At 41.7% G+C, this 24,373-nt stretch carries 30 protein-coding genes and 1 tRNA gene; 27 read left to right on the top strand and 4 right to left on the bottom strand.

Features of this window, described 5'->3' with window-relative positions; translation table 11 throughout:
• Position 1: 1 nt before the first annotated feature.
• Positions 2–1,348, top strand: a complete 1,347-nt coding sequence (locus MHH68_RS14125; RefSeq protein ID WP_339163653.1) for a phage tail sheath family protein — start codon at positions 2–4, stop codon at positions 1,346–1,348.
• Between the two features lies 1 nt (position 1,349).
• Positions 1,350–1,793 (top strand): phage tail tube protein, encoded by a 444-nt coding sequence (locus tag MHH68_RS14120; RefSeq protein WP_058013848.1) that lies wholly within the window; start codon positions 1,350–1,352, stop codon positions 1,791–1,793.
• Between the two features lie 285 nt (positions 1,794–2,078).
• On the opposite strand, the gene MHH68_RS14115 is transcribed toward MHH68_RS14120, so the two are convergent.
• Complete coding sequence (locus tag MHH68_RS14115) at positions 2,079–2,168, bottom strand: putative holin-like toxin (RefSeq protein ID WP_080772987.1); 90 nt, start codon at positions 2,166–2,168, stop codon at positions 2,079–2,081.
• A 151-nt stretch (positions 2,169–2,319) separates the two neighbouring features.
• Here MHH68_RS14115 and MHH68_RS14110 point away from each other — a divergent pair, with 151 nt between their 5' ends.
• From MHH68_RS14110 to MHH68_RS14010, 21 genes are all read left to right on the top strand, one after another.
• Positions 2,320–2,760 carry a phage portal protein gene (locus MHH68_RS14110; RefSeq protein WP_012011040.1) on the top strand — a complete coding sequence of 147 codons (441 nt, stop codon included), beginning with the start codon at positions 2,320–2,322 and terminating at the stop codon, positions 2,758–2,760.
• A gap of 41 nt (positions 2,761–2,801) precedes the next feature.
• The gene (locus MHH68_RS14105) at positions 2,802–2,939 is read left to right on the top strand and encodes a hypothetical protein (protein ID WP_088002055.1); all 138 of its coding nucleotides are present in this window, start codon (positions 2,802–2,804) and stop codon (positions 2,937–2,939) included.
• Between the two features lie 45 nt (positions 2,940–2,984).
• A complete protein-coding gene (locus MHH68_RS14100; protein ID WP_339165802.1) occupies positions 2,985–7,061 on the top strand; it encodes a transglycosylase SLT domain-containing protein in 4,077 nt (1,358 codons plus the stop codon).
• Positions 7,054–7,722: a LysM peptidoglycan-binding domain-containing protein gene (locus MHH68_RS14095; protein ID WP_003213616.1), complete on the top strand. Its 669-nt coding sequence runs from the start codon at positions 7,054–7,056 to the stop codon at positions 7,720–7,722. The genes MHH68_RS14100 and MHH68_RS14095 overlap by 8 nt, the downstream gene beginning before the upstream one ends.
• 11 nt (positions 7,723–7,733) lie before the next feature.
• On the top strand, positions 7,734–8,744 hold the full coding sequence (locus tag MHH68_RS14090; RefSeq protein ID WP_339163649.1) for a phage portal protein: 1,011 nt from the start codon (positions 7,734–7,736) through the stop codon (positions 8,742–8,744).
• Positions 8,741–9,007 (top strand): DUF2577 family protein, encoded by a 267-nt coding sequence (locus MHH68_RS14085; RefSeq protein WP_061409428.1) that lies wholly within the window; start codon positions 8,741–8,743, stop codon positions 9,005–9,007. Before MHH68_RS14090 ends, MHH68_RS14085 begins: the two co-directional genes overlap by 4 nt.
• A 14-nt stretch (positions 9,008–9,021) precedes the next feature.
• Positions 9,022–9,444 carry a DUF2634 domain-containing protein gene (locus tag MHH68_RS14080; protein WP_339163646.1) on the top strand — a complete coding sequence of 141 codons (423 nt, stop codon included), beginning with the start codon at positions 9,022–9,024 and terminating at the stop codon, positions 9,442–9,444.
• Positions 9,437–10,486, top strand: coding sequence for a baseplate J/gp47 family protein (locus tag MHH68_RS14075; RefSeq protein ID WP_339163644.1), 1,050 nt, complete (start codon positions 9,437–9,439; stop codon positions 10,484–10,486). The genes MHH68_RS14080 and MHH68_RS14075 overlap by 8 nt, the downstream gene beginning before the upstream one ends.
• On the top strand, positions 10,470–11,393 hold the full coding sequence (locus MHH68_RS14070) for a YmfQ family protein (protein ID WP_169055573.1): 924 nt from the start codon (positions 10,470–10,472) through the stop codon (positions 11,391–11,393). Before MHH68_RS14075 ends, MHH68_RS14070 begins: the two co-directional genes overlap by 17 nt.
• 11 nt (positions 11,394–11,404) lie before the next feature.
• On the top strand, positions 11,405–11,788 hold the full coding sequence (locus MHH68_RS14065) for a phage tail protein (protein WP_169055572.1): 384 nt from the start codon (positions 11,405–11,407) through the stop codon (positions 11,786–11,788).
• 14 nt (positions 11,789–11,802) lie between these two features.
• Positions 11,803–12,681 (top strand): hypothetical protein, encoded by an 879-nt coding sequence (locus tag MHH68_RS14060; RefSeq protein ID WP_339163642.1) that lies wholly within the window; start codon positions 11,803–11,805, stop codon positions 12,679–12,681.
• Positions 12,682–12,690: 9 nt separating this feature from the next.
• The gene (locus tag MHH68_RS14055) at positions 12,691–13,020 is read left to right on the top strand and encodes an XkdW family protein (protein ID WP_339163641.1); all 330 of its coding nucleotides are present in this window, start codon (positions 12,691–12,693) and stop codon (positions 13,018–13,020) included.
• Entirely contained in the window at positions 13,017–13,190 is a 174-nt protein-coding gene (locus MHH68_RS14050) for a hypothetical protein (RefSeq protein ID WP_003212881.1), read from the top strand. Before MHH68_RS14055 ends, MHH68_RS14050 begins: the two co-directional genes overlap by 4 nt.
• 7 nt (positions 13,191–13,197) lie before the next feature.
• Complete coding sequence (locus MHH68_RS14045; RefSeq protein ID WP_339163639.1) at positions 13,198–14,328, top strand: pyocin knob domain-containing protein; 1,131 nt, start codon at positions 13,198–13,200, stop codon at positions 14,326–14,328.
• Between the two features lie 29 nt (positions 14,329–14,357).
• Positions 14,358–15,743: a hypothetical protein gene (locus MHH68_RS14040; protein ID WP_339163638.1), complete on the top strand. Its 1,386-nt coding sequence runs from the start codon at positions 14,358–14,360 to the stop codon at positions 15,741–15,743.
• Between the two features lie 12 nt (positions 15,744–15,755).
• Positions 15,756–16,076, top strand: a complete 321-nt coding sequence (locus MHH68_RS14035) for a hypothetical protein (protein ID WP_339163636.1) — start codon at positions 15,756–15,758, stop codon at positions 16,074–16,076.
• A complete protein-coding gene (locus MHH68_RS14030; protein WP_186306804.1) occupies positions 16,073–16,216 on the top strand; it encodes an XkdX family protein in 144 nt (47 codons plus the stop codon). The genes MHH68_RS14035 and MHH68_RS14030 overlap by 4 nt, the downstream gene beginning before the upstream one ends.
• Positions 16,217–16,252: 36 nt before the next feature.
• The gene (locus MHH68_RS14025) at positions 16,253–16,465 is read left to right on the top strand and encodes a BhlA/UviB family holin-like peptide (RefSeq protein ID WP_017367922.1); all 213 of its coding nucleotides are present in this window, start codon (positions 16,253–16,255) and stop codon (positions 16,463–16,465) included.
• 11 nt (positions 16,466–16,476) lie between these two features.
• Positions 16,477–16,740, top strand: a complete 264-nt coding sequence (locus MHH68_RS14020) for a phage holin (RefSeq protein ID WP_339163634.1) — start codon at positions 16,477–16,479, stop codon at positions 16,738–16,740.
• A 19-nt stretch (positions 16,741–16,759) separates the two neighbouring features.
• Positions 16,760–17,563 carry an N-acetylmuramoyl-L-alanine amidase gene (locus tag MHH68_RS14015; RefSeq protein WP_339163632.1) on the top strand — a complete coding sequence of 268 codons (804 nt, stop codon included), beginning with the start codon at positions 16,760–16,762 and terminating at the stop codon, positions 17,561–17,563.
• Positions 17,564–17,678: 115 nt separating this feature from the next.
• Positions 17,679–17,867, top strand: a complete 189-nt coding sequence (locus tag MHH68_RS14010; protein ID WP_058013859.1) for a hypothetical protein — start codon at positions 17,679–17,681, stop codon at positions 17,865–17,867.
• A 53-nt stretch (positions 17,868–17,920) separates the two neighbouring features.
• Here the strand turns inward: MHH68_RS14010 and MHH68_RS14005 are convergent.
• Positions 17,921–17,993: transfer RNA gene (locus tag MHH68_RS14005), tRNA-Ala, on the bottom strand.
• Between the two features lie 72 nt (positions 17,994–18,065).
• Positions 18,066–18,623 carry a GbsR/MarR family transcriptional regulator gene (locus MHH68_RS14000; RefSeq protein ID WP_044140749.1) on the bottom strand — a complete coding sequence of 186 codons (558 nt, stop codon included), beginning with the start codon at positions 18,621–18,623 and terminating at the stop codon, positions 18,066–18,068.
• Between the two features lie 207 nt (positions 18,624–18,830).
• Here MHH68_RS14000 and betB point away from each other — a divergent pair, with 207 nt between their 5' ends.
• Positions 18,831–20,300 (top strand): betaine-aldehyde dehydrogenase, encoded by a 1,470-nt coding sequence (betB, locus tag MHH68_RS13995; protein ID WP_339163629.1) that lies wholly within the window; start codon positions 18,831–18,833, stop codon positions 20,298–20,300.
• A 27-nt stretch (positions 20,301–20,327) separates the two neighbouring features.
• Positions 20,328–21,536 carry an iron-containing alcohol dehydrogenase gene (locus MHH68_RS13990; protein WP_339163627.1) on the top strand — a complete coding sequence of 403 codons (1,209 nt, stop codon included), beginning with the start codon at positions 20,328–20,330 and terminating at the stop codon, positions 21,534–21,536.
• Positions 21,537–21,575: 39 nt separating this feature from the next.
• On the opposite strand, the gene MHH68_RS13985 is transcribed toward MHH68_RS13990, so the two are convergent.
• Positions 21,576–22,055, bottom strand: a complete 480-nt coding sequence (locus MHH68_RS13985; RefSeq protein ID WP_199800809.1) for a DinB family protein — start codon at positions 22,053–22,055, stop codon at positions 21,576–21,578.
• 204 nt (positions 22,056–22,259) lie between these two features.
• Here MHH68_RS13985 and MHH68_RS13980 point away from each other — a divergent pair, with 204 nt between their 5' ends.
• The gene (locus MHH68_RS13980) at positions 22,260–22,790 is read left to right on the top strand and encodes a hypothetical protein (protein WP_034620073.1); all 531 of its coding nucleotides are present in this window, start codon (positions 22,260–22,262) and stop codon (positions 22,788–22,790) included.
• A gap of 11 nt (positions 22,791–22,801) precedes the next feature.
• Complete coding sequence (locus MHH68_RS13975; protein WP_003213366.1) at positions 22,802–24,349, top strand: flotillin family protein; 1,548 nt, start codon at positions 22,802–22,804, stop codon at positions 24,347–24,349.
• The last annotated feature ends 24 nt before the right edge of the window (positions 24,350–24,373 follow it).

Raw genomic sequence — 24,373 nt, 5'->3', positions numbered from 1 at the left:
GATGAACGGAGGCACATTTACACCAGGTACAGAGAAAAAGCGTCCTGGCATTTACTTTAATTTTAAAACAACAGCAGAGCAGCGAATTACTTTAGGTGATCGAGGTACGGTGGCACTTCCTCTTGTGATGAGCTGGGGAGAACCAAAAAACTTTATTTCCGTTTCCAATATGGAAGACTTAAATAAAAAGGTTGGACTCAATATTGATGACAAGTCGCTTCTTCTTTTCCGTGAAGCAAAGAAAAAAGCGCAAACGGTCTTGCTTTACCGTCTAAACGAAGGGGAGCCAGCCAAAGCTGAAATCTCAGAAAACTTTGTGGCCACAGCCAATTATGGAGGGCTAAAGGGAAATGAGATCACCATCCAAGTGGCAGAAAATGTACTCGACAGCACAAAACGTGACGTCATTACTTATCTTGGCATAGATATTGTGGATAAGCAGATTGTGACGGATGTCAAAGATCTTGTGAAAAACAAATATGTTCAATTTTCTGGTGAAGGTGAAGCAGTTATCACAGCTGGTGTGGCACTAAGCGGCGGGAAAAACGGTGTGGCAAGTGTCGCAGATTATACAGCTTTTCTAGAAGCAGCAGAAACAGAATACTTTGATGTCATTGCGCTCCCAGTCGATAATAGTGAGCAATTAAAAGCAACCTTCGCTTCATTTATCGAGCGTCTACGTGATAAGCAAGGACGTAAGGTGCAAGGCGTTGTCGCGAACTATGCAGCTGACCAAGAAGGCATTATCAATGTGACAAGTGGTGTTGTGCTGGAAGATGGAACAGAACTAACACCTGCTCAAACAACAGCTTGGGTTGCAGGAGCAAGTGCAGGTGCAAACTTCAATCAGTCACTCACCTTTGTTGAATACGAAGGAGCAGTAGATACATTAGAACGCCTTGATAATGATCAAGTAGAATACCGATTATCCCAAGGGGAGTTCCTCTTCACATTTGATGCGAGAGACCGCACGGTGAGTGTTGAAAAAGATATTAACTCTTTAACAAGCTTCACAGCTGAAAAGAATCAGCAAATGGCGAAAAATAAAATCATTCGTGTGCTTGATGCCATCAACAATGATTTAACGTTTGAATTAAAAAATCTGATTAAATTACGCAAAGCCAATGGCAATGACATTCCAGCATCTGATGATGGAGTACAGCTTGTGAAAACACTGATTACACAGTATCTCACACAGCTTCAAGATGGCAGCGGCATTACAGGCTTTAACTCAGAAACAGATATTGTCATCGGTCTCAATGAAGATCGTGATGGTTTTATCATCGATCTAGCTGTTCAACCAGTAGATGCAGCAGAAAAATTCTATTTCAATGTGGAGGTGAAGTAAGATGGCTTTTAAAGCGCAAAATACAATTTCAGGTAAAGAGGGTCGTCTTTTCTTAGAAGGTGAGGAGCTTGCCTTTATCAAAACGTTTGAAGCAAACGTGGAGAAAAACAAATCAGAAGTCAACGTGATGGGCCGCCGAATGACTGGTCATAAAACAACAGGAGCAAATGGAACAGGAACGGCCACATTCTATAAAGTTACATCTCGTTTCGTTCAATTAATGCTCAACTATGTGAGAAAAGGGGAAGATCCTTATTTCACTCTTCAAGCGGTGATTGACGATAAATCATCAGGCCGAGGTACTGAGCGCGTAACATTATTTGATGTCAACTTCGATTCAGCTAAAATTGCTGGACTGGATGTCGATTCAGAAGCACTTGAAGAAGAAGTGCCGTTTACGTTCGAGGACTTTGATCTTCCTGAAAAGCTGAAGAATTCCTTTTAATGAACAAAAGGCAGACAAGTGACGAAAATATATGTTGTTTTTATTTTATTCAACGGTATGGTATAATTTTTCATAGTTACAGGGTAGCTACAAAAGAGTTACTGTGTAACCCCAAAAAGTTTCTTAGAAATATGTTTACATGCAAAGTACTTTGCATAAAATAAAAAGAAGCCAGGATGCGTCAACATCCCGGCAATGTACAATTTGGCCCTCAAGGGGCTGGCTAATCGAATAGGATACTTTAGGATAGACTTCCCTTTTACCTACCAAAGCTCAAGGGGGAGTCTATTTTTTGTCTATATACGTCAACAGGGTTATGATAAATGACCCGAAAGCAAGCATTAACATTAGTGCTTGAAATGTTGACATGAGCATCACCCCCTTCCTATCGGGGGATGAGCCAGACACCCTTGAGCTAGCCGTTCAATTGTACAATTTAAATTATACATGAAAAGATTGGAAAGCACATTCAAAAATGGATGTGCTTTTTTGCATTAAAAAAACATAACAAAGGGAGTTTTTAAACATGAGCGAAAAACAAACATTTGATCTTTCATTTTTTATGCCAGGACAAACAGTAGAAGCGGAAGAGGTCAAAGTGCCAATCTCTAAGCGTTTTGTTGATAAAAAAGGGAATGTCATTCCTTTTGTCTTTAAAGCCATTACAACTGAACGCATTGATGAACTGGAAAAAGAAAACACGACCTTCAAAAATGTCAAAGGAAGAGGCCGTGTGAAAGACTTAGACAGCCAGCGCTTCTACGCACGTATTGCCATTGAATCGACTATTTATCCAGATTTCCGCTCGAAGGAACTAAGAGAAGCCTACAGCACACAAGATCCAGTTGAAGTCGCAAAACGTGTATTATCTGTCGGGGGTGAATACGCAAACTGGTTAAACAAGGCCATTGAAATCAACGGATTTGAAGACGAAATTGAAGATTTAGAAGAAGCAGCAAAAAACTAATAAAAGATGGGGATAAAGAAGCCGTGTTTTTATATTACGCCATGCACGAGCTTCACTACTCCCCATCTGAACTCCTAGATTTATACGAATCACCAAGACCGTTCAAAGCACTCCTATTCGGACTCATCAGCTACAAGCTAGACATGCTAGAAAAAGAAGCAAAGAAAGGAGGGAAATAATTGGCGAAACTCACTGCACGATTTGAATTAGAAGACAAAGTATCGATGAAGCTGCTGCGAATACAAAAACGATTTCAAACGTTTGAGAAGCAGCTCAAACCATTTAGAAAACCGGTGAAAATAAACCTGGATATAGATGACAAGAAATTAAAAAACTTCAGTTTATCGCTTCGGGAAATGTCAATGATTTCCATGAGACTGGATCAAGGAATCTTTCGTGATCTTAAAGCGTTAAACAATCAGTTAAATATGCTCCCAAATCACTTGGTCATATCCATTCAAGCGAAGGGGCTAGATGTCATGAAATCCAGTTTAAATCGTTTAAAGCAAGCGGGAACAAACCCCATTATGCTGACGTTTAAGCTAAACGATCAATTGTCAGGTAAAATGTCAGAGGTAAAAAAATCTATCTATCAGCTCATGAACAGAACGTACTATATGAGATTAAACATGGTTGACCAAGCCACCGCTGCAATTCAACGAATCAAAAAGACACTCAAAAGTTTGACGATGTCTAAACACGAAATCAGAGTGTCTGTTCAAGACAATGCAAAGAGTAAGTTGAAAAAACGAGATCAAGCAGAGTCAGTTGTGAAAGAACAAAACATAAAAAAAGAACCTGAGGCTGTTAGTCCGTCAGTGAAAACGGAAGATCCTAAACAGAGCTGGATCCAGAACCTTGCCAATAAGGGATTAAGTGAAATTCAAAAATATGCAGGTGACGTTGCAGATAAAGTGAAGGAAAAATTGAGTCCTAGAAAGTTTTGGGATGAAAAGGCACTTCCTTGGGTTGAAAATAAAATAGAAGAGTACAAGCAAGATGTGATCGGAAGAATTAAAGAGAAAATTAAATTTAATCCTGAAAAAAAACTAGATCAATTGGTGACTAATGTATTAGATCGGTTCTTAGGTGCAAGTGATCAATCAAGTGAAAGTACCACTCAGGCACCAACAACAGCACCAACAACAGCACCAACAACAGCGCCAACATCAACACCTTCAAATCCAGCTCCCAAAACGAAACCTCAGTCACGAGGTGGAAAAGGCTTGTTTCGCAATAGTTGTTGCCCCTGTTGTGCAAGAGGTTTAAGCAGGGGAGGTTCTACGAAAACTAAAAATCGAAATGGTCGCTCACCAAGACAGACAAGTAATCCAAATGCTGCATCAAGAGCCGAATTGAATAGAAGACCTCAAAGTAGATTAGGGAAATTGAAAACTAATGCAGGTAAATTATTTGGAAAAATCCCTAATGGACTAAAGAAAGGTGCGGGTATCGCAGCTTCAGCTGGTGGACTGACGGGTTTAGTGAAAGGTAGCAAGGGGTTAAGTGGATTAGGGAAAGCGATGAAAAGTATAGGGAAAGGAAGCGGCAAGTTATTAAAGAAAGTACCTATTCTAGGAAGTGCACTTAGTGCAACAAATCTAATCGGTATGAACAAAGATAATGCTGGTGAAAAGATTGGTACGACTGGAGGCGGCATCGCCGGCGGAATGGCAGGTGCTGCAGCAGGTGCAGCTATTGGAAGCGTAGTCCCGGGGATAGGTACAGCCATCGGCGGTCTAGTAGGCGGCATCGCGGGAAGTATGGGCGGAGAATCTATCGGTGAAACAATTGGAAAATGGTTTGATGGCGGCGGATTTGAAAAGATTGGCCAAAAAGCCATTGAAATCAAAAATCAAATTGTCGAAGTTTGGTCAACAGTCGCGGCTTGGTTCACAGAAAATGTATGGACACCATTAAGCAGTACGGTTGTCACAGTAGCGTCATCCATTTGGTCAAGTTTAGTCAATGCATGGACATGGATCCAAGAAACCTTCAGTGCAGTAGCGGGCTGGTTTATCGAAAACGTTTGGACACCGCTCAGCGACACAGTCGTTACGGTAGCAACGACCATCTGGTCAAGCCTAGTCAATGCATGGACATGGATTCAAGAAACATTTAGTGCAGTAGCAGGCTGGTTTATCGAAAACGTTTGGACACCGCTCAGCGACACAGTCGTTACGGTAGCAACGACCATCTGGTCAAGCCTAGTCAATGCATGGACATGGATTCAAGAAACGTTCAGTGCAGTGGCGGGTTGGTTTATTGAAAACGTTTGGACACCACTGAGCAGTGCAGTTGTTACAGTCGCTACAGGGATTTGGACAGCATTATCAAATGCATGGAAAAAGATACAATTAATCTTTGGAGCTGTATCGACATGGTTTATGGAAAATGTGTGGAATCCACTTGTAGATACGGTAGGAACCATTAAAGACAGTTTCGGTAAAAAGTTTGAAGAAGCGTATAAATTGGTGACAGATATATGGGATGGATTATCCAAATGGTTTGAGGACAACATTCAAAAGCCGATTGTAAAAGTAGCAGAAGCTATTGGTGATGGGTTTTCTGCAGCGTTTGGTTGGGTTAAAAAGATTTTTGACAAAGCAGGCGGTATTGTAGATGTAGTCATCAATTGGATTGTTGGGAAGAAAAAACCCGATAACAATGCCACAGGCGGCTATATCACCCAGCCAACCCTATCATGGGTCGGTGAAGCAGGTAACGAATTTGTCATTCCAACTCAAAATAACCGAGGACGCGGGAAGATGCTGCTTGCTCAGGCTGCTTCTCATCTTGGAATGTCTGTTATGCCAAGCGGAGCAGCTGGAAATCAAGTATCAAGTTCTCCAGCTCCTACAGCAGTAGCTTCATCATCTTCTGTCGGTTCAATAGACGGATCGGTCTCGATGACTGGTAACATTCAAGCCTCCAGCATAGGCGAGCAATTTAATAAGGATTTTGAACAAGGATTAAATCAAAAAGTGATTACACTTGATCAATGGAAACAAAAGAATATTCAGCAGCCTTTTGGTCAATTGACCTCAGACTCAGGTAAGTATGGTCAGCAAACAGTTGCTGCTTTTGCGAATGGTCAGCAGGTGACACCAACAGGAACAGACAGCTTTTTGCAAAGTCGTGTAAAAGCACCATACCAACAAGTGATGACAGCATCACCAACTTGGGGTTCTGGAACGGTTAGTGGTTTTTCCACAGGTCAAAATGCCACATCAGTTGGTACTAGCCAATACGTAGATCAGCACATCAAACAACCATTTCTACAAGCAAAACAAGAATCACCGGGCTGGGGCTCAGGAATGATCGATGCCTTTAACAACGGCATGCGTTCAAAAGCAAGTGAAGTCACACAAGCTGCCAAAGAAATGGCGAAGAAAGTAGAGCAGGCGTTTAGAGAGGAATTAGACATTCATTCCCCTTCACGCGTCATGATGAGTCTTGGGAAATTCGCATCGATCGGTGTCGTCAAAGGACTCGACTCAGTGGATGTGAAAAAATTTGCTGAAAATCAGGCTGGTTCATTAATTGGCGCTTTCAGCGGTATGGGGGCTTCAGGTCTTAGTGTTCAGCAATGGCTCATGGCAGCTCTCATGGCAACTGGCACATCGATGAACTGGCTTCCAGGTCTGATGACCATTGCGCAGCATGAATCGAATGGAAATCCGAGAGCAATTAACTTATGGGATTCAAACGCCAAGAAGGGAACGCCTTCTAAAGGCTTAATGCAAACCATTGGACCAACGTTTAACTCCAATAAAGGCAAAGGCATGAATGACATTTGGAACCCAATTCATAATGCCGTAGCAGCCATTAACTACATTAAGGGCAGATATGGAACAGTCTTCAATACACCGGGATTACGAAGTATGAGAAGAGGCGGGCCTTATAAGGGCTACGCAAATGGCGGACTGATTACTCAGGAGCAGGTTGCTAGAGTCGGTGAAGGAAACAAACGCGAATGGATCATACCTGAAGAAAGAGGCATTCGCGGAAGGTATTTATTAGCGCAGGCAGCCAAGGCACTTGGGATGCAAGTATATGATCCAGCAAATGCATCTGCTCCTTTACCAGAATCACAGATGCAGCAAGTCACCTCAGCTCAGTCTTCTAGTCGTACTGCATCGCCAGGTAATAAACAAATCACGATTCAATTCAATGGAGACCAGCATTTCCATAATGGACAAGATCAGCAATCGCTTGTCGAAAAAATTAGACAAATGCTCGTAGATGAACTGGAAGTAGAGCTTCATACAGGAACGAAGGGGGTCGTGATTGATGGGTAAATCAGTGTATCAATTGTGGATTTCCCAAGGAAAGGACAAGTTGCGATTCCCTGTCCTTCCATCCGAACTTGAAATCACAAATAACGTACAAAATGAAACGGTAAAGGTTGCCTCTTTTGGAGAACTAACCTTTATTGATGTCCCATCGGCTAAGCAAGTATCATTCACTTCATTATTTCCTAAGAAATATTCGCCAATTGCTGAATATAAAAGCATTCCATCACCGGAGAATGCGATAGCGAAAATAGAACGAATGATGCGTTCAAAGAAGTCTGTGCGGCTGATTGTAACGGGGACAAAAATCAATATGACGTGCAGCATTGAAAGCTTCACCCATAAAGAAGGGTCATATGATATTGGCGATCGTGAATTTACGATCGAGTTAAAGGAATACAAAACCGCATCGCCTAGGAAAATCAAACGAAAGAAAAAAGCAAAACAAACGAAAAAGAAACGGCCTTCAAAAACACCACCAAAAATGTACACCGTCAAAAAAGGGGATACGCTATGGGCCATATCAGGAAGGTTTTATGGCGACAGTACAAAATGGCGGCGTATTTGGAATGCCAACAAATTAGCGATGATTAAACGGAGCAAACGCAATATTAAGCAGCCGGGGCATTGGATTTTCCCTGGACAAAGGTTAAAAATACCACAATAGGGGGGCTGGCATTGATCGAGCTTTTTGCCATCAGAAGCGGCACCATGTATGAGCTTGTCACAGAGAGTGTGACACTTCAGGGGCAAAGGTATCAAGCCCCTCGCTCTATTCAAGCAAATATTATCACTAAGCAAGGCAGTCAAACATATTACCGTGTCTCAGAAGGGGACACGGTTCTTTTTAAATGGAAAGGAAAAGAGTTGTTCAGAGGCATTGTGTTTTCTCGGACGCCTGTTGAAGGGAAACTGACCTTTACCGCATACGACATGCTTCAATATTTGGTGAAAAACCAAGATGTCTATGTTTTTTCAAAACAAAGAGCAGATCAAATCTTGAGACGGATTGGGGCTGACTTTCAAATCCCAATGACCTCTATCGCCAATACAGGTCATGTCATCAAATCACTAGTGTTTAAAAATGATACGAGCCTATATGACATGATTCTGAAAGCATTAAAAGAAACAAAGCGGCAAACGGGCAGAAACTATCAAATCTATTCTGCTAAAGGAAAGATGGGGCTGAGAGCTTGGCCAGATCCAGAGGACGTATGGGTCATTGAATCAGGTGTCAATCTCATTGGCTATCAGTACAGCACCTCGATTGAAGAAACAGCCACTCGTGTCAAGCTGCGCACGTCTGCAGATGAACAGGGGAAAAATAAGAAAAAAGGCAGCAAATCAGAGATTGTAGTGGTCGAACAGGATAAAGCAGGTCAGAGTAAATACGGCATTTTACAGCATGTTGAGACGGTTACAGGGCAAATTAACCAGCCGCAGCTGCAAAAAAGAGCCGAAGTACGGCTGGCAGAGAAAAAAGGTGTGAAACAAGAAGTCAAAAGCATCCAAGCGCTAGGCATTCCTGAACTGCAAAGCGGTCTTCCAATCTATTTAAAAATCCCTGAAATCGACGTGAAAAAAACGTACTGGATCGATCAAGACAAACATGAATTTAGTGGAGTGAAACACACCATGACAATTGATGTCGTTGAGAAAAACTCCATTCCAAAGGGTGATCAAGCGTGAGGTTAAGTGAAGCGATTAAACGATTAGCAGTGAATGCTGTAGACGCTGCCTCTCCAATTGATCTGGTGGTTGGAGAAGTCACGGCAGTTTCTCCTGTAAGCATCCGGTTAAATGAAAACCATAAACTGATCATTCCGGAAGAATTACTGATTTGGCCAAAGCGCCTAAATAAGGGTGAGGAAGATGAACTGAAAAGGGGTGACAGCATTATGGTGCTGGCAATGGCAGGAGGGCAATCCTTCTACATCATCGACAAATTGTAAGGGAGGTGATGAACGTGACACTTTCACCAGAGGAAGAAATTGAGGAAACAGAAGAAGATGAAGAGGTGGAAACCTCGACGACTTATCGAATAGATGTCGAAACTGGCAGATTGACAGGTGAAACCATTTCAGGCATTGAAGCAATTCGTCAATTCGTTTATATGACACTTAGGACAGAGCGGTATGCACATCCTATCTACAGCCACGACATTGGCACTGAAATTCAGGAGCTTTTAACGGATACAGAAGCCACGGATGAATACAAAGAAATGGAGATTCCGAGGCTGCTAGAGGAAGCATTAATTGTCGACGAACGGATTGATCATATTGAAGAGATAGAGGTTACAAAGGAAAATGACTCGTTTCATGTCAAGCTAGCTATTGTCACAGATGAAGGCACATTAGAAATAGAGGAGGTGATGGAGAGCGATGTTTGAGGAACAAACGTACGAAGCATTAATGGAAAGAATGCTAGACAGACTGCCGGATGACATAGATAAAAGAGAAAACAGTGTCATTTGGAATGCCTTGGCACCTGCTGCCGCTGAATTGGCCCAGTCCTATATTTGGCTTGATCAAGTATTCGAGCTGGTCTTTGCAGATACAGCTCAAGGAGAATTTCTAGATCGGCGGGCTGCTGAAGTAGGAATTGAAAGAAAACCAGCGACTAAAGCGGTTTGGTCCGTAGCTATTCAGCCAGAGGATATCAACATCCCCGCTCGCTCACGTTTTTTTATTGAAGACGTCTATTTCCAATATTCGATTGATGGCACACTAGAATGCGAGACACTTGGCAGGGTCGGCAATGGTCAATTAACAGATCAGCCGCTACTTTCACTTGATACAATCCCGGGGCTAGAATCAATTATCATGAAAGATTTGGTGATACCCGGACAAGAGGAAGAAGATGACGCTTCGTTATACGATCGTTACTTAATACGTGCTAGGCGGGAGGCTGTCAGTGCCAACAAGGCGCATTATAAAAAATGGGCTGAGGAAGTGACAGGAGTTGGCAGAGCGAAGGTATTCCCGCTTTGGAATGGAGAAGGAACGGTTAAAATTGTCATCACAGACGGCAATCTAGATGTTGCATCAGATCTTCTTGTTAAAAGAGTACAGGAATACATCGACCCAGTACCAGGCGAAGGAGAAGGACAAGCGCCTATCGGTTCAAAAGCGACCGTCGAAAGTGCCAAATGGCTGGATATTGACATAGAAGTATCCGTCGAACTTCAAATGGACTGGACCCTTGAAGGAGCGCAGAAAGAAATAGAAGAAAAGGTCAAAGCGCTGTTGAAATCAATCGCATTTGAAAAGAGTACCATTCGAATGTCCGCATTAAATGACATTCTGTACCATTCAGAGAGTGTATCAGATTATGCAAACGTGTTATTGAATGGAGAGTCAAAAAACTTAGTGTTACAGGACATTGAGATACCGCGTCTGAGGCAGGTGAAGGTAATTGAGCAAACAGGATGAAATGAAAGACTACTTGCCGCCATATTTTACAGAGATTTATGAAGTCGATCACCTGCTCAAAACAGAAGCGCCAGAGTTTGAGCAATTGGATGAATCCATTTTCGATTTAACGGATCAGTTCTTCCCTTTGACAGCAACATGGGGATTGAATAGATGGGAAAGAATGCTGAAGGTGCAGCGAGAATCAGATGATTCCATTGAACTTCGCAGAGCACGCTTACTCAATATGATGTCAAACATTCCACCGATCACGTATCTTTCTTTAGAGAAATCGGTGAATCGCTTTCTCAAAAATCCAAGTGCCATCATCCGTCTGACCACCAATCGCTATCATTTCGCCTTACGTGTGAACCTAGATGATCTGCAAAACACTAGATATATTGTAGAAATACTTGAAACGTTAAAGCCAGCTCATTTGGCTTATACATTCACTGCATTTCATCATACTGATGTACATGAAAAAAATGATCATCACGGGAGGCTCACACTGCGAAGCAGAGTGGGTTTTTTCGATCATATCCCGATTTTACTCAATGGTGAATTTGTATTAAATGGTACGTTTTATCTGAGCGGAACACGAGGGACAACAGAAGTTCCGGCTCGTTTCCGGCATTCGTTGAAGTTGAGAATGCCCCATCAGCATAAGTCAGAGAACACATACCGAATGAATTATGTCATGACTGGAGCGGTACATGAAACAAGGCAAAAAGCGGCACTGACATTACGCACAAAAAGCCAGCTGTCACATCAAACCAAAAAGAAAATGACGTTCCGATTGCCAGTACATGTCCAAACTGAACAGGGCGGCAGCTTACTGATTAAGGATCATTACTGGATTCTCGATGGATCTGTTCCGCTGGACGGATCAAAAATGCTAGCAGCTACTTCTCAAAAAATAGAGCTATAAGGAGGATCACAATGGCTGATCAATTAACCGTAACAACATTATATGCACGTCAACAAATGGCAAAGGCAAGAGCAGAAGGAACAAAACTCACAAAAGTCGTTAAAATGGCATTTGGAAATGGCGGAACGAAGGATGGCAAACCGATTTCACTAGACGGCACTGAACAAAAACTCAAAAAAGAACTCGTCCAAAAAGAGATTGATTCGTTTATCTTCATGGAACCAGCCAAAATCCGCTACACCTGCACGATCGCCGAAGGAGAACTTGCAGGAGAAGTCATCAACGAACTAGCACTTGTCGACGAAGCCGGCAAATTCACCGCCATCCGCACCATGACAGACAAACAAAAAGACGGCGACATCGAATTTGTTTTTGAGATTGATGATATTTATTAATGGAGGGGAATGAAATGGACATCAAATCACCTTTACCGTTTGAAACCTCAGACAAAGCACATGCCAGCTTATTTAACCGGATGGTCGACACACTAGTAGAGAATGACAATGCGCTCAGGCTGCAAATAGAAGGAATCACCAATGAAAGCTTATTTAAACTAACAGGCGATCAAGCCATTCAAGATGCATCAGTCAGTGGTGAGGAATATCCTAATGGCATTACGTTCATGGATATTGGACAAGCGAATGATACCGGATATCCTACGAGATTTGGCTTTGTGAAAAATGAAAAATATAGTAACTTTCGATTTGTTCAATATTACTATGGGACTGGAAATGAAGCGGGAAGTTATTTTGATAGCACAGGTACGTGGTGCCGTCATTGGTGGACTGGATCGGGTTGGACCGACTGGCATAAACTCTCTGGTTTTCTTCACACAAACATTGGTACAACCGGGAAGCAGTTATTAACCAAAGGTGAGTATCAAAAAATTCTTTTTAATCGAAAGATAAAAGACAGTCATAATAATTTTGATATCAAAAATAATCGTTTCATCTGCCCTGAAAACGGAATGTATTCAGTGAATGCAGGTGTTTATATTGAAACCTTTCAACGATACGCAAACTTTGAATTATCGATCTATTTAAATGGAAGAAGGTATAAAAATATTGCACATCAAAGACAGAGTCCGACAAGCCCGTCTGATACGTTGAGCTTTAGTATGGGACTTTATGGTGCTGCGAATGTACCGGCTAATAAAGGGGATTATTTAGAAATTTACATGTATGTAGGATATGACGGAGATGTAAGTCGTTATGTATCAGATAATTCAGGCTGGTACAACTATTTTGATATTACAGAAGTAGGCGGCAGAAATTTCCCGAGAGAATAGGAGGATTCTATGATTTTATATGAAGCCATTAAGTATAAATACCCCGATGCTGATCCGCAAAAGGACTTTGAACTTAGAAATGACGGGGACGGTTCGTATATCAACGAGTGGCATTTAGGTGTGCCAAAGCCAACGGCAGAAGAATTGAAGGAATGGTGGGACGAATCTCAAATCAATCCAAGGTATCAACCACCTCTTCCGCTTGATTATCTAGCACAAGAAGTAGCCAAAGAAAAGCTCATGAGAAAACAGCTTGAACATCAATGTGAGCATTTAACCAATGAAATAACAGCGCTAAAAAATGAGATCCTTTTATATAAAGGAGAGCGTGAATCATGAATTATTGGGTGATGGCATTGTATTTTAAATGGGTGACCCCTGAATTGGTCAAACAAGCAGTGGAACTAGGCGATTGTTCAATGGAGGATTTAAAAACAGGATATGAGCAAAGGATGCTTACTCTAGAGCAGCTGCAAGAAATGGAACCAAGCATCAAAGCTAGGGAGTGAAAACTGAATGGAAATAAAAGAACCAAAGCCTTTTGAAGTAAATGATAAAGCACATGCTGATTTGTTTAATGACATGGTCAAAGTACTTCTTGAAAATGATCATGGATTAATAGAGCAGTTCTTAAAACATACAAATGATGCAAAAGTACACGCATCTGAAACAGAAAAGAAGAAATGGAATAATTCACAAAACTATAAGATCACAGCAGATAGTGGAAGACAGCTGATTAATGTATCTGCTGACGGCAGAATATTTGATGCGATAAAAGATAAAGGAACATGTACTTTTTATGCAGCTGCTGGTGTGGAGGATTCTCCGGCTTCACCAAATGTCTCAATCAGAGGGCTGCAGACAGTAGGTCAAGATAATGTGGGCTCTGGTTTTGCGGTTGATAGTTCAGGTAATGCTTATTTTTTCTATTACGAAGCCGGACATATGTCGATTACTTGGACAAAGCTGCCTACGGTAAGAGATAGAAATAGATGGGATAATGGTCAATTAGTAAAAATCACCCAAGATAATGGAAAGCCCTTTTATCATGGGTTTGCTAGCGAGACAGACTACAATACTCTTACTGAGACAGGAATGTACCTTATATATAATACTGGAGTAAACGGTCCATCGCCTTCTTATGATCGAGTGTTTTTGTTGGTGATTAGTTATGGCACTACATTGGTGCAAATAGCATACGAATCTGTTTATGGAAAAAACACATACTTTAGAGTTCTTAGACACAATGCACAATCATGGACACCATGGGAGAAGCAAATCACGCTATCAGATCTATTAGAAGGTTCTTGGGAAACACCTAAAGAGATTAAAGGCGATTGGAAGGAATATGACCCTATTAATTTGCCAGTGAAATATCGAAAGAATCTGTTGGGGGAAGTTGAGATAATAGGTGCTATCAAAGGTGGGGTTTTAGGAAATAACCCAGTGTTTATTTTGCCTGAAGGATATCGACCACAGCAGGCGATGCATTTTGTGGGTATCGCTTCGAGTATAGGGACACCAGGAGTACCTCAATTCCATCGAACCTTAATAGATAAGAATGGGAATGTAAGTGTGCAATCTTCTTCAAATAATGCCAATCCTACTGAGTTTATTACATTTGGATTTAAGTTCAGTACAAGATAATTTCATAAACAATGTGAAAGGAGAATCACATGGAGATAAAGACACCACTTACTTTCAAAACAAGTGATAAAGCCCATGCAGATCTGTTTAATGACATGGTAAAGGTTATTCTTGAAAATGATGCAGGACTATTAGAACAAATCAATCAACACGAAAATGATGCAAATTCTCATGCATCTAAAGCGGAAAAGCAGAAATGGAACCAATCTCAGTTATATAAAATGACAAATGATAACGGATCCCAGCTGGTCAATATTCCAGCTGGAGGCAGTATTTATAACGTGATTAAATCGTTAGGTGCATGCTCCTTCTATGCCCCCGGCGGTTCTGGCGTAGTTGATTCTCCTGCTATAGGTAATGCTGCCTTAAGAGGTTTTCAGCTTGTTGGTCAAAATAATATTGGCGTAGGAATCGCAATTGACACATCAGGCAATGCATTTTGTTTTTCCTATCATGTGAATGACATTGCGATGAACTGGCTGCAAATGCCTAGTCAAAACGAAAAAAACAAATGGAACGCAGGACAACTATCTAAAATTACCGCTGACGATGGAAAAGCATACGAAAGAATTAATGCGAACGATCCTAGTATTTTGGATAAACTCATCAAATTACCGGGCGTGCATTCTTGGTATATCCATGAAGCACACCCCGACCTTCCGACAAGAAGTTCAATGAGAGCCTTATCAGTCTTTAGTGAAAATACCTATGGCTGGATTATTGGGGCAAATAATACAGGTGATGTGTACATCAATCGTTCCACGACAGATGTTTCGGGTACTCAGCAAGAATGGAGCGGCTGGAAGAGGTTGAACGAGCATCCGTTATTGAAGGCGAATGGAAATAGAATGCTTATTCCTACTGGTACAGATATACTCACCCTGCCCTCTGGTTTTTATTATGTCTCTGGAACGAATGCAGTGAATATGCCAACGACGACCGATGCTTCGTGGTTTAATGTAGATATTGTAGAAACGGGAAATAACCGCAAAACATTTCATGTGAGTCGAAGCTACGATAACAGCCATTGGTACGGAACGACTCATACAGATGGGATTTTCAGAGGCTGGAAACAGCTAGTGACCAATGCTGAGTTTGAAAATGTCACGTGGCTTAGTGTGACCTTAGACAAAAGTTCTTCTATAGGGGATAGACCAGTTGAATATGTGAAATGGGGAAATTTATTATTGATGAGGGGTCACCTAAAAGCAAACAGAGAAGTCATTTGTGGATGGATTCCAGCTGGGGGTTTACCAGATAAAGGCCTAGTAGTATCAGTTCCTGTATCAGGTACAACGGGTCATAGTAAATTACTTATATACAAGACAGGAGAGCTAAAGCTAACTGGTTTACTATCAGCAAATGATAGTGCGGTAACTGGCTACTACTTAGACACGGTCATCCCATTAAATTAAGGAAGTGATAATATGATACAAGCCTATGAATACAATCATCAAAATGAATTGGTCAGACCTATCGAAGTGTTCGAAAGGGATGATGAAGGCAATTATGTCATTCCAGATCAATGCACAACAATTGCACCACCCAATAATCCTTCTTTTTATAAAGCTGCATTTGATGTGGAAAAACAACAATGGTATGAATCAGCGACACAGGAGTATATTGATAGCGTAAAACCAGCATCTCTCCCACCAAGTGATATTGAGCTTTTAAAGAAACAAAATGCTTTATTATCAAAACAACTAACGCAGCTATTAACTATGCAAAAAGTAGGTGCTTCAGAATGATGTTTCCGACTGTAGCGGATATCAAACAATTCTGGGACTGGCAGTGTTACGACTCAGAGGACATTGCATTTTATGTAAGCATTGGCTGGATCTCGGCAGATGACTATCAAAATATAACTGGAGAAATATACGAAGCCTAATGGCTTTATTTTTTTGCAGGAAAGAAGGTGATTCCAATGGAAGTAGATGTCGTTCAAAACTTAATGACACAGGGCCCATTTGCTGTTCTCTTTTGCTGGATTCTGTTTTATGTTCTCAACACAACAAAAGAACGAGAAAACAAGCTCAACGAACAAATCGAGGCGCAAAATGATGTGTTAGCAAAGTTTAGTGAAAAGTATGACGTCGTCATTGACAAACTCGACAAAATTGAACGGAATTTAAAATAGGAGGAAACATCATGAAAACATTCGACAAAGGCACTGTCATTCGCACAGTGCTTCTTTTTATTGCACTCATCAATCAAACGCTTGTCATGTTTGGACAGACGGTGCTGCCGATTAGTGAGGAGCAAGTACAAACCACTGGTGAGGCACTATATGTAGCAGGTTCCACCATTTTTACGATGGTGACAGCCATTATCGCTTGGTTTAAAAACAATTATGTGACCTACAAAGGTCAATTACAAAAAGATACCCTGAAACAAAGAGGGCTAACCAAATAATCATTGAAGGAGAAACAATATGGTCAATATCATTCAAGCCTATATTCCAAAACACAACCGCAACAGACCAGGAAATACGATGAAGCCGCTCTATATTACGGTGCATAATACCTCTAACACGGAAAAAGGTGCAAATGCGGGGAGTCACGCTGCGTTTGTTGCGCGTTCAAGTACTGGGGTCAGCTGGCATTACACTGTCGACGATCAGGTCATTTATCAGCATTTACCGTTAACCGAGAATGGATGGCATGCAGGAGATGGAAGAGGCAATGGCAATATGAAATCAATCGGAATTGAAATTTGCGAAAATACAGACGGCAACTTTGAACAAGCAGTCGAAAACGCCCAATGGCTCATTCGAAAGCTAATGGGCGATTTACGGATTCCTTTATCAAATGTAGTGCCACATAAACATTGGAGCGGGAAAGAATGTCCAAGGAAATTGCTCGGACGGTGGGATCAATTTAAAGCTGGAATAGCCACAGCCCATACCGGCAGCAAAAGGACAAGAAAGCCAGTTCGAACAGAGAGCTTGAGTCACAAAGCATCAGTTTCCAAACAGAAATCGTCAAATCTGCCATCTGGCATCTTAAAAATAACCACGCCCCTAACAAAAGGAGCACAAGTCACAGCTGTGCAAAAAGCCTTATCTTCCCTCTATTTTTACCCAGACAAAGGGGCAAAAAACAACGGTGTTGATGGCTATTATGGACCAAAAACAGCGAATGCGGTCAAGCGGTTCCAGCTCATGAATAGTCTAGCGGCAGATGGGGTTTATGGTCCGAAGACGAAGAACAAAATGGAACAATTGCTGAAAAAGTGATCATTCAAAAAGGGCTATCAGCAGGTGAATAGATTTTCCCCTTGCTGATAGCTAACAAAAAATGACATCATTTGTGATATAATCGACCAAATCACGATCATGAGGGGAGAGTAAAGTGAAAAAGGAACTGTTTCAAGTAATCATGCTGTCAGTGCTGTTCATCTATTTCATTTATCACGGAATGACGAGCGATTTTCCTGTGTCTTACACAATCATTCTCATCACAGCTTATGTCTCTGTGATTACGTACCGCATCATAAAGATATTAGGCTTAAGAAAAAACAAAGAACAAACAGAGCTGTAAGAAATATATACATAAAAAAACCATCCTTGATTTCACAAGAATGGTTTTTCGTATGGAGCATAGCGGGATCGAACCGCTGACCTCTACGCTGCCAGCGTAGCGCTCTCCCAGCTGAGCTAATGCCCCGATGTATTACGACATAATTTATTATAATCAATCCTCCTGTAAAATTCAAGCTTTAAAACGCACACACATTGTCTATTTATCTTTCTGATCAATCGGGATATAGTCAAAGATTTCCCCTGAATGAACAGAGTCTGCTAAGCGTCTCAGCCAGTCATAGTAGGCTTTTGAACTTTCAAGCTGCTCAATGAGCTGCTGCGCTTCCTCTCTTATATGTTCCTCCAGCTGATCATCACGAGCCACCTCTTGAAGCCGCACTTGTGCTTCTTCAATCGCCGCTAAATTGACCTCGACCTCTCGTTCCCATTTTTGCGGAAAGAAGTTCATGAAAAACTTAAAAAAGTCCTTTTCAGCAACAAAGCTATGTTTTCTTCGTCCTCGGTGAAAGGTCTTTTTGACAATATTCATGTCTTGCAGTTTTTTCACACCTGTACTCATACTTGGTTTGCTCATTTGCAGCTCTTCACGCATTTCATCCAGCGTCATTTCTTCATTTAAATACATGGTCCCATAAAGAATACCAGCACTTCGTGTAATTCCATAGAGATCCATCGTTTCAGCTATGGAATCAATGACTAGATCTTTAGCAGCTAAAATACGCTCTTCTGCTTGCGGCTGTTCCTGCTTTTTCATCTTGTCCCTGCTTTCTATTAAGAAAATTCAATACGTTCAAAAAAATCTTTATGGACTATATGTTAACGAAAGAATGCAAAATGTCAAAAGAAAATGAAGCATATCTCCCTTTGACAGAAAAATTTGAACATGATACGTTAATTATGTTCAAAACGTTAAATTTTTATTTAACAAACTTATCAAAGAGAATCAGAGGAGGTTCCTTCTATGAGTCAAACACTATTTATAGATGGACAATGGGTTGGCGCCAAAAGTGGCGACACGCGGGATATCATTAATCCATTTAATCAAGAAGTGATCGCGACAGTTAGTGAAGGATCAAGAAATGACGCGCAGCTAGCCATTAAAGCAGCGAGAAAAGCCTTCGATCAAGGTGATTGGGCAAACTTGCCTGGACTTGAAAGAGGAAATATGGTGTTTAAGATTGCTGAATTGATTAGGCGTGATCTTGATGAACTAGCCAAATTAGAATCGCTTGATACTGGAAAAACAGTAGAGGAAAGCAAAGCTGATATGGACGATATTGCGAACGTGTTCCAATATTATGCAGGGCTTGCAGACAAAGATGGCGGGGAAATCATTGCATCGCCAATTCAGAACTCTAAAAGCGAATTGGTCAGAGAGCCTGTCGGTGTATGCGGGCAAATTACTCCATGGAACTATCCATTGCTTCAAGCAAGCTGGAAAATCGCACCTGCTCTTGCAGCGGGGAACACAATCGTATTAAAACCAAGTGAAATCACACCACTTACTACGATCAAAGTATTCAAACTCATGGAAGAAGCAGGCATTCCAGCAGGGGTTGCGAACCTAGTCCTTGGACCAGGTGCAACGGTTGGTGATGAGCTTGCTGTGAATGATCATGTCGATTTGATTTCATTTACAGGCGGTATTGAAACAGGTAAGAAAATCATGCAGGGAGCCAGTGGGAATGTGAAGAAAATCGCCCTTGAGCTCGGCGGGAAAAATCCGAATATTGTGTTTCAAGATGCTGATTTAGACGTAGCGGTTGACCAGGCAATGAATGCTGTGTTTTTCCATGCGGGACAAGTGTGTTCAGCAGGTTCACGTTTGCTAGTGGAAGAATCCATTCATGATGAATTTTTAGAAGAACTGGTGAAGCGCACGAAAAAAATCAAGCTAGGCAACGGCTTTGATGAAGAAACCCAGAGCGGACCGCTCATCTCAGCTGAGCATCGAGAAAAAGTAGAAAAATACGTCAGCATTGGGTTAGATGAAGGCGCCAAATTAGAAACAGGCGGAAAAAGACCTGACGCTGAGGAGCTTTCAAATGGGTTCTTCTACTTGCCAACGATTTTCTCAGGCTGCACGTCAGAGATGCGGATTGTTCAGGAAGAAGTCTTTGGCCCAGTATTGACAGTTGAATCCTTCCGTACAGAGGAAGAAGTGATTGAACTGGCAAACGATACGATTTATGGTTTAGCAGGAGCCGTGTGGTCTACTGATATCAGCAAGGCTGAAAGAGTCGCTCGTCAATTAAGATTAGGCACAGTTTGGATCAATGATTTCCATCCTTATTTTGCTCAAGCTCCTTGGGGTGGATATAAGCAATCAGGTCTAGGACGTGAATTAGGACGCACCGGGCTCGAGGAATATACGGAGCTGAAGCATGTATATCGTAATACAAAACCTGAAGCAATTCGCTGGTTTCAATAAAAATCACACATTTGGAGGAGATTCTTTATGACATTAAATATGAAAATTGAAAGCATGCAAAAATTCCATACGTTTGAAATTCCGACTGTCATTAAACATGGCATCGGTGCAGTGAAACATGTTGGGGAAGAAGTAAAAGCATACGGTGTTTCAAAGGTATTGCTTGTAACAGACCCAGGTATTTACCAAGCGGGTGTGGTAGAGCCAGTGATTGCTTCATTAAAAGAAGCACAAATCGATGTGGTGCTATTTGATAAAGTAGAGCCAAACCCGCCAGTCCGTTTAGTGAATGAAGGCTCTGCGTTATATGAAAAAGAAGGCTGTAATGGATTAGTCGCAGTAGGCGGCGGAAGCTCAATGGATACAGCAAAGGCGATCGGTGTAGAAGCGACGCATGAAGGCTCAGTCCTTGATTACGAAGCGGCAGAGGGGAAAAAAACGCTTGAAAAGAGAATCCCGCCTTTAACTACTATTCCAACAACGGCTGGTACAGGTTCAGAAGTGACGCAGTGGGCAGTAATTACAGATGAAGAAAGAGAATTCAAATTCAACACAGGTGGCCCCCTCATTGCAGCTCACCTCACCGTCATTGATCCAGAGCTTCATGTATCCATGCCGCCTCATGTGACAGCAATGACTGGAATTGATGCACTTGCACACGCCATTGAATGCTATACAATGAAATTTGCTCAGCCCATTACAGATGCGGTCGCGCTCATGGCCATTGAATATGCAGCTCATTACATTCGCCGTGCCTTTGCTGATGGCGAAGACTTAGAAGCCAGATATGGAATGGCACAAGCTGCAATGCTTGCCGGGCTTTCTTATGGAAGCGAATCAGCAGGTGCTGCACATGCGATGAGTCAAACACTCGGAGGCATTATTCCTGTAGCCCACGGCCAGTGTGTTGCAGCAATGATGGGACCGGTGATGGAGTATAACTGGAAAGGGTATCCCGAAAAATTTGCTCGTATTGCGCAAGCATTTGGGATTGATATTAGCCGAATGTCAACAGAGGAAGCAGCCAAAGCTGCTGTGAACTGGATGTATGATTTAGTGGAAGACCTAGAAGTTCCTTCATTAGAAGAACAAGGTGTATCAAAAGATATGATTGACCGCTTATCTAAAGAAGCAATGAAAGATCCGCAAACAATTGGAAACCCAAGAGATCTAAACGAAAAAGCATACAACTGGATTTATGCTCGCTGTTTTGATCTAACGCCTAAAACAGTGTAACAATGAAAAAAGGCTCCCAAAAGGGAGTCTTTTTATGTCTTATAGCTGTTCTTTAATTTCTTTGATTTGATGAATATGGCGTTTTTCATGTGCGCCGATAAAATCAAGATATTGCTTAAGGGATAATTCTTCAAACACAGGATGTGCAATCACGCGCTTGAAATCATCCTCAGTAAATGTTGATAAAATTTGATTGAGCTTCTCACGTGCTGTATCGAGCTCATCCTTTAAATGTGTAGGTGTCACATGCTTGCGCTCAGGCTCAACAATACTAGGCGCAGTGGCTTTTTTCGAACGATCCTCTGCCATTTCCACCGGTTTTGGTTCATATTCTTTGATCGGTGCTTTTTTCCCCTCAGCAGCTAGATGTTTTGCTGCCACGAGGTCCATCTTCTTTAAATGATCTGCCACCTCTTGAATACTCCAAGTATCATCAGATAATTTTTGATTCAATTGTTCTTCGTTCAAACCTTGCAGCTCTTGCCACAATTCTTGTCTTGCATCATGTAATAAACTCATTTTCATCACCTCAAGATCAAATTTTAACATACTGGTACATGACAATCATTCTTGAGCTATCGGTGAATTCCTGTGAAGAATTGTGAGGAAATTTGAAACCTTTACAAAAGTGGTTCGTATTACCTGTTAGAAGGAATACATTGGAGGTGAGCTTGGTCTAAATGAAACAAAGACTGTTCATTTCATGAAGAAAGGGTGAGGAAGATGGATGTGTTCGGGCTGCCACTTCAGACGCTATATTTATACATATTGATGATATCAGGAATCCTGACACTTGTTTTCGTCTTTTTCGGCGATGTATTTGATGGATTGTTTGAAGCGATTCCTGTTCCATTCCTTCAACCAACATTAATCCTCGCATTTCTTACCTTTTTCTCGGCTGGAGGGTTTATCTCTGAAAAGACAGCAATTGTAGGGAGTGGACTTGGTGCAGTTTTATCTGCCATCCTCGCAGTGGTTCTTGTGACCTGTTTGAATGTATTTGTCTTAGTCCCGCTTTCCTCTGCTGAAGAATCTCTCTCATATACGGAGGCCGACTTAAAAGGAAGAACTGGGGAGATCATTGTATCTGTTCCAAAAGACGGGTTTGGAGAAGTGCTGTTAATTAGTAATAGCGGGAAAATCTCAAAGCCTGCCGTCAGTTTCGACGAAGAGGAGATTCCATATGGAACCCGGGTGCTGGTCGTTGAAGTGAACAAAGGCGTCTTATCAGTTATACCAAATGAAGAAATCTAGGAGGGAATGCTATGCCAGGAACAACCATTTTAATTATCATTGGAATTGTGCTTGTGATTCTAATTGCACTTATTGGTGTATTTGTTTCGAAATACCGGACAGCTGGTCCAGATGAAGCATTAATCGTCACAGGAAGCTATCTCGGAAGTAAAAATGTCCACGTGGATGAAGGTGGAAACAAGATTAAGATTGTAAGAGGCGGAGGTACCTTTGTACTCCCTGTTTTTCAACAAGCAGAGCCGCTCAGCTTACTATCTAGCAAGCTAGATGTTTCAACACCTGAAGTCTATACTGAACAAGGTGTACCAGTCATGGCGGACGGAACGGCCATCATTAAAATTGGCGGATCGATTGAAGAAATTGCTACTGCTGCAGAGCAATTTTTAGGTAAAACAAAAGAAGACCGCGAAAACGAAGCGAGAGAAGTACTAGAAGGACACCTTCGCTCCATTTTAGGATCAATGACAGTTGAAGAGATTTATAAAAACAGAGAGAAATTTTCTCAAGAAGTACAGCGTGTCGCTTCTCAAGATCTAGCGAAAATGGGTCTTGTCATTGTATCGTTTACCATCAAAGATGTCCGTGATAAAAATGGCTATTTAGAATCACTAGGTAAACCTAGAATTGCCCAAGTGAAACGCGATGCAGATATCGCAACAGCAGAAGCAGATAAAGAAACACGTATCAAACGTGCAGAAGCAGATAAAGATGCGAAGAAATCTGAGCTTGAGCGTGCCACTGAAATCGCTGAAGCAGAAAAGATCAATGAACTGAAAAGAGCAGAATTCAGACGTGAACAAGATACAGCAAAAGCAAGTGCCGACCAAGCGTACGATCTTGAAACAGCTCGTAATCGTCAGCACGTAACTGAACAAGAAATGCAAGTAAAAATCATTGAACGTCAGAAGCAAATTGAATTAGAAGAAAAAGAGATTCAGCGTCGTGAGCGTCAATACGATTCTGAAGTGAAAAAGAAAGCAGATGCGGATCGTTATGCGGTTGAGCAGTCAGCTGCGGCGGAAAAAGCGAAACGCCTCGCAGAAGCAGATGCCAAGAAATACAGCATTGAAGCAATGGCAAAAGCAGAAGCTGAGAAAGTCCGAATTGACGGGCTTGCTAAAGCGGAAGCTGATCGTGCAAAAGGGGAAACGGAAGCCGAAGTCATTAGACTGAAAGGACTTGCGGAAGCCGAAGCGAAAGAGAAAATCGCTGAAGCATTCGAACAGTATGGTCAGGCAGCAATTCTTGATATGATTGTGAAAATGCTTCCTGAATATGCGAAGCAAGTATCTGCACCACTTTCTAACATTGATAAAATTACGGTTGTGGATACGGGAGGTAACGGAGAAGGCAGCGGTGCCAATAAAGTCACTGGCTATGCTACAAACCTCATGTCCAGTCTGCAAGAAAGTCTGAAAGCATCCTCTGGAATTGATGTCAAAGAAATTATTGAGAACTTTTCCGGCAAAGGTAATGTGAAGCAAAGCATTCAAGAACTAACGAATGAAATCAAACAGCCAAGAAAAAAAGAGATCGCTGATACTCAAATAGAAGAATAAAATCAATAGACACCTTCCATCAGA

The sequence above is a fragment of the Bacillus sp. FSL K6-2841 genome (assembly GCF_037976435.1).
GTDB classification, from domain to species: domain Bacteria; phylum Bacillota; class Bacilli; order Bacillales; family Bacillaceae; genus Bacillus; species Bacillus pumilus.
The sequence above is the reverse complement of the archived record's forward strand: the minus strand, read 5'-3'. Positions and strand labels throughout refer to the sequence as shown.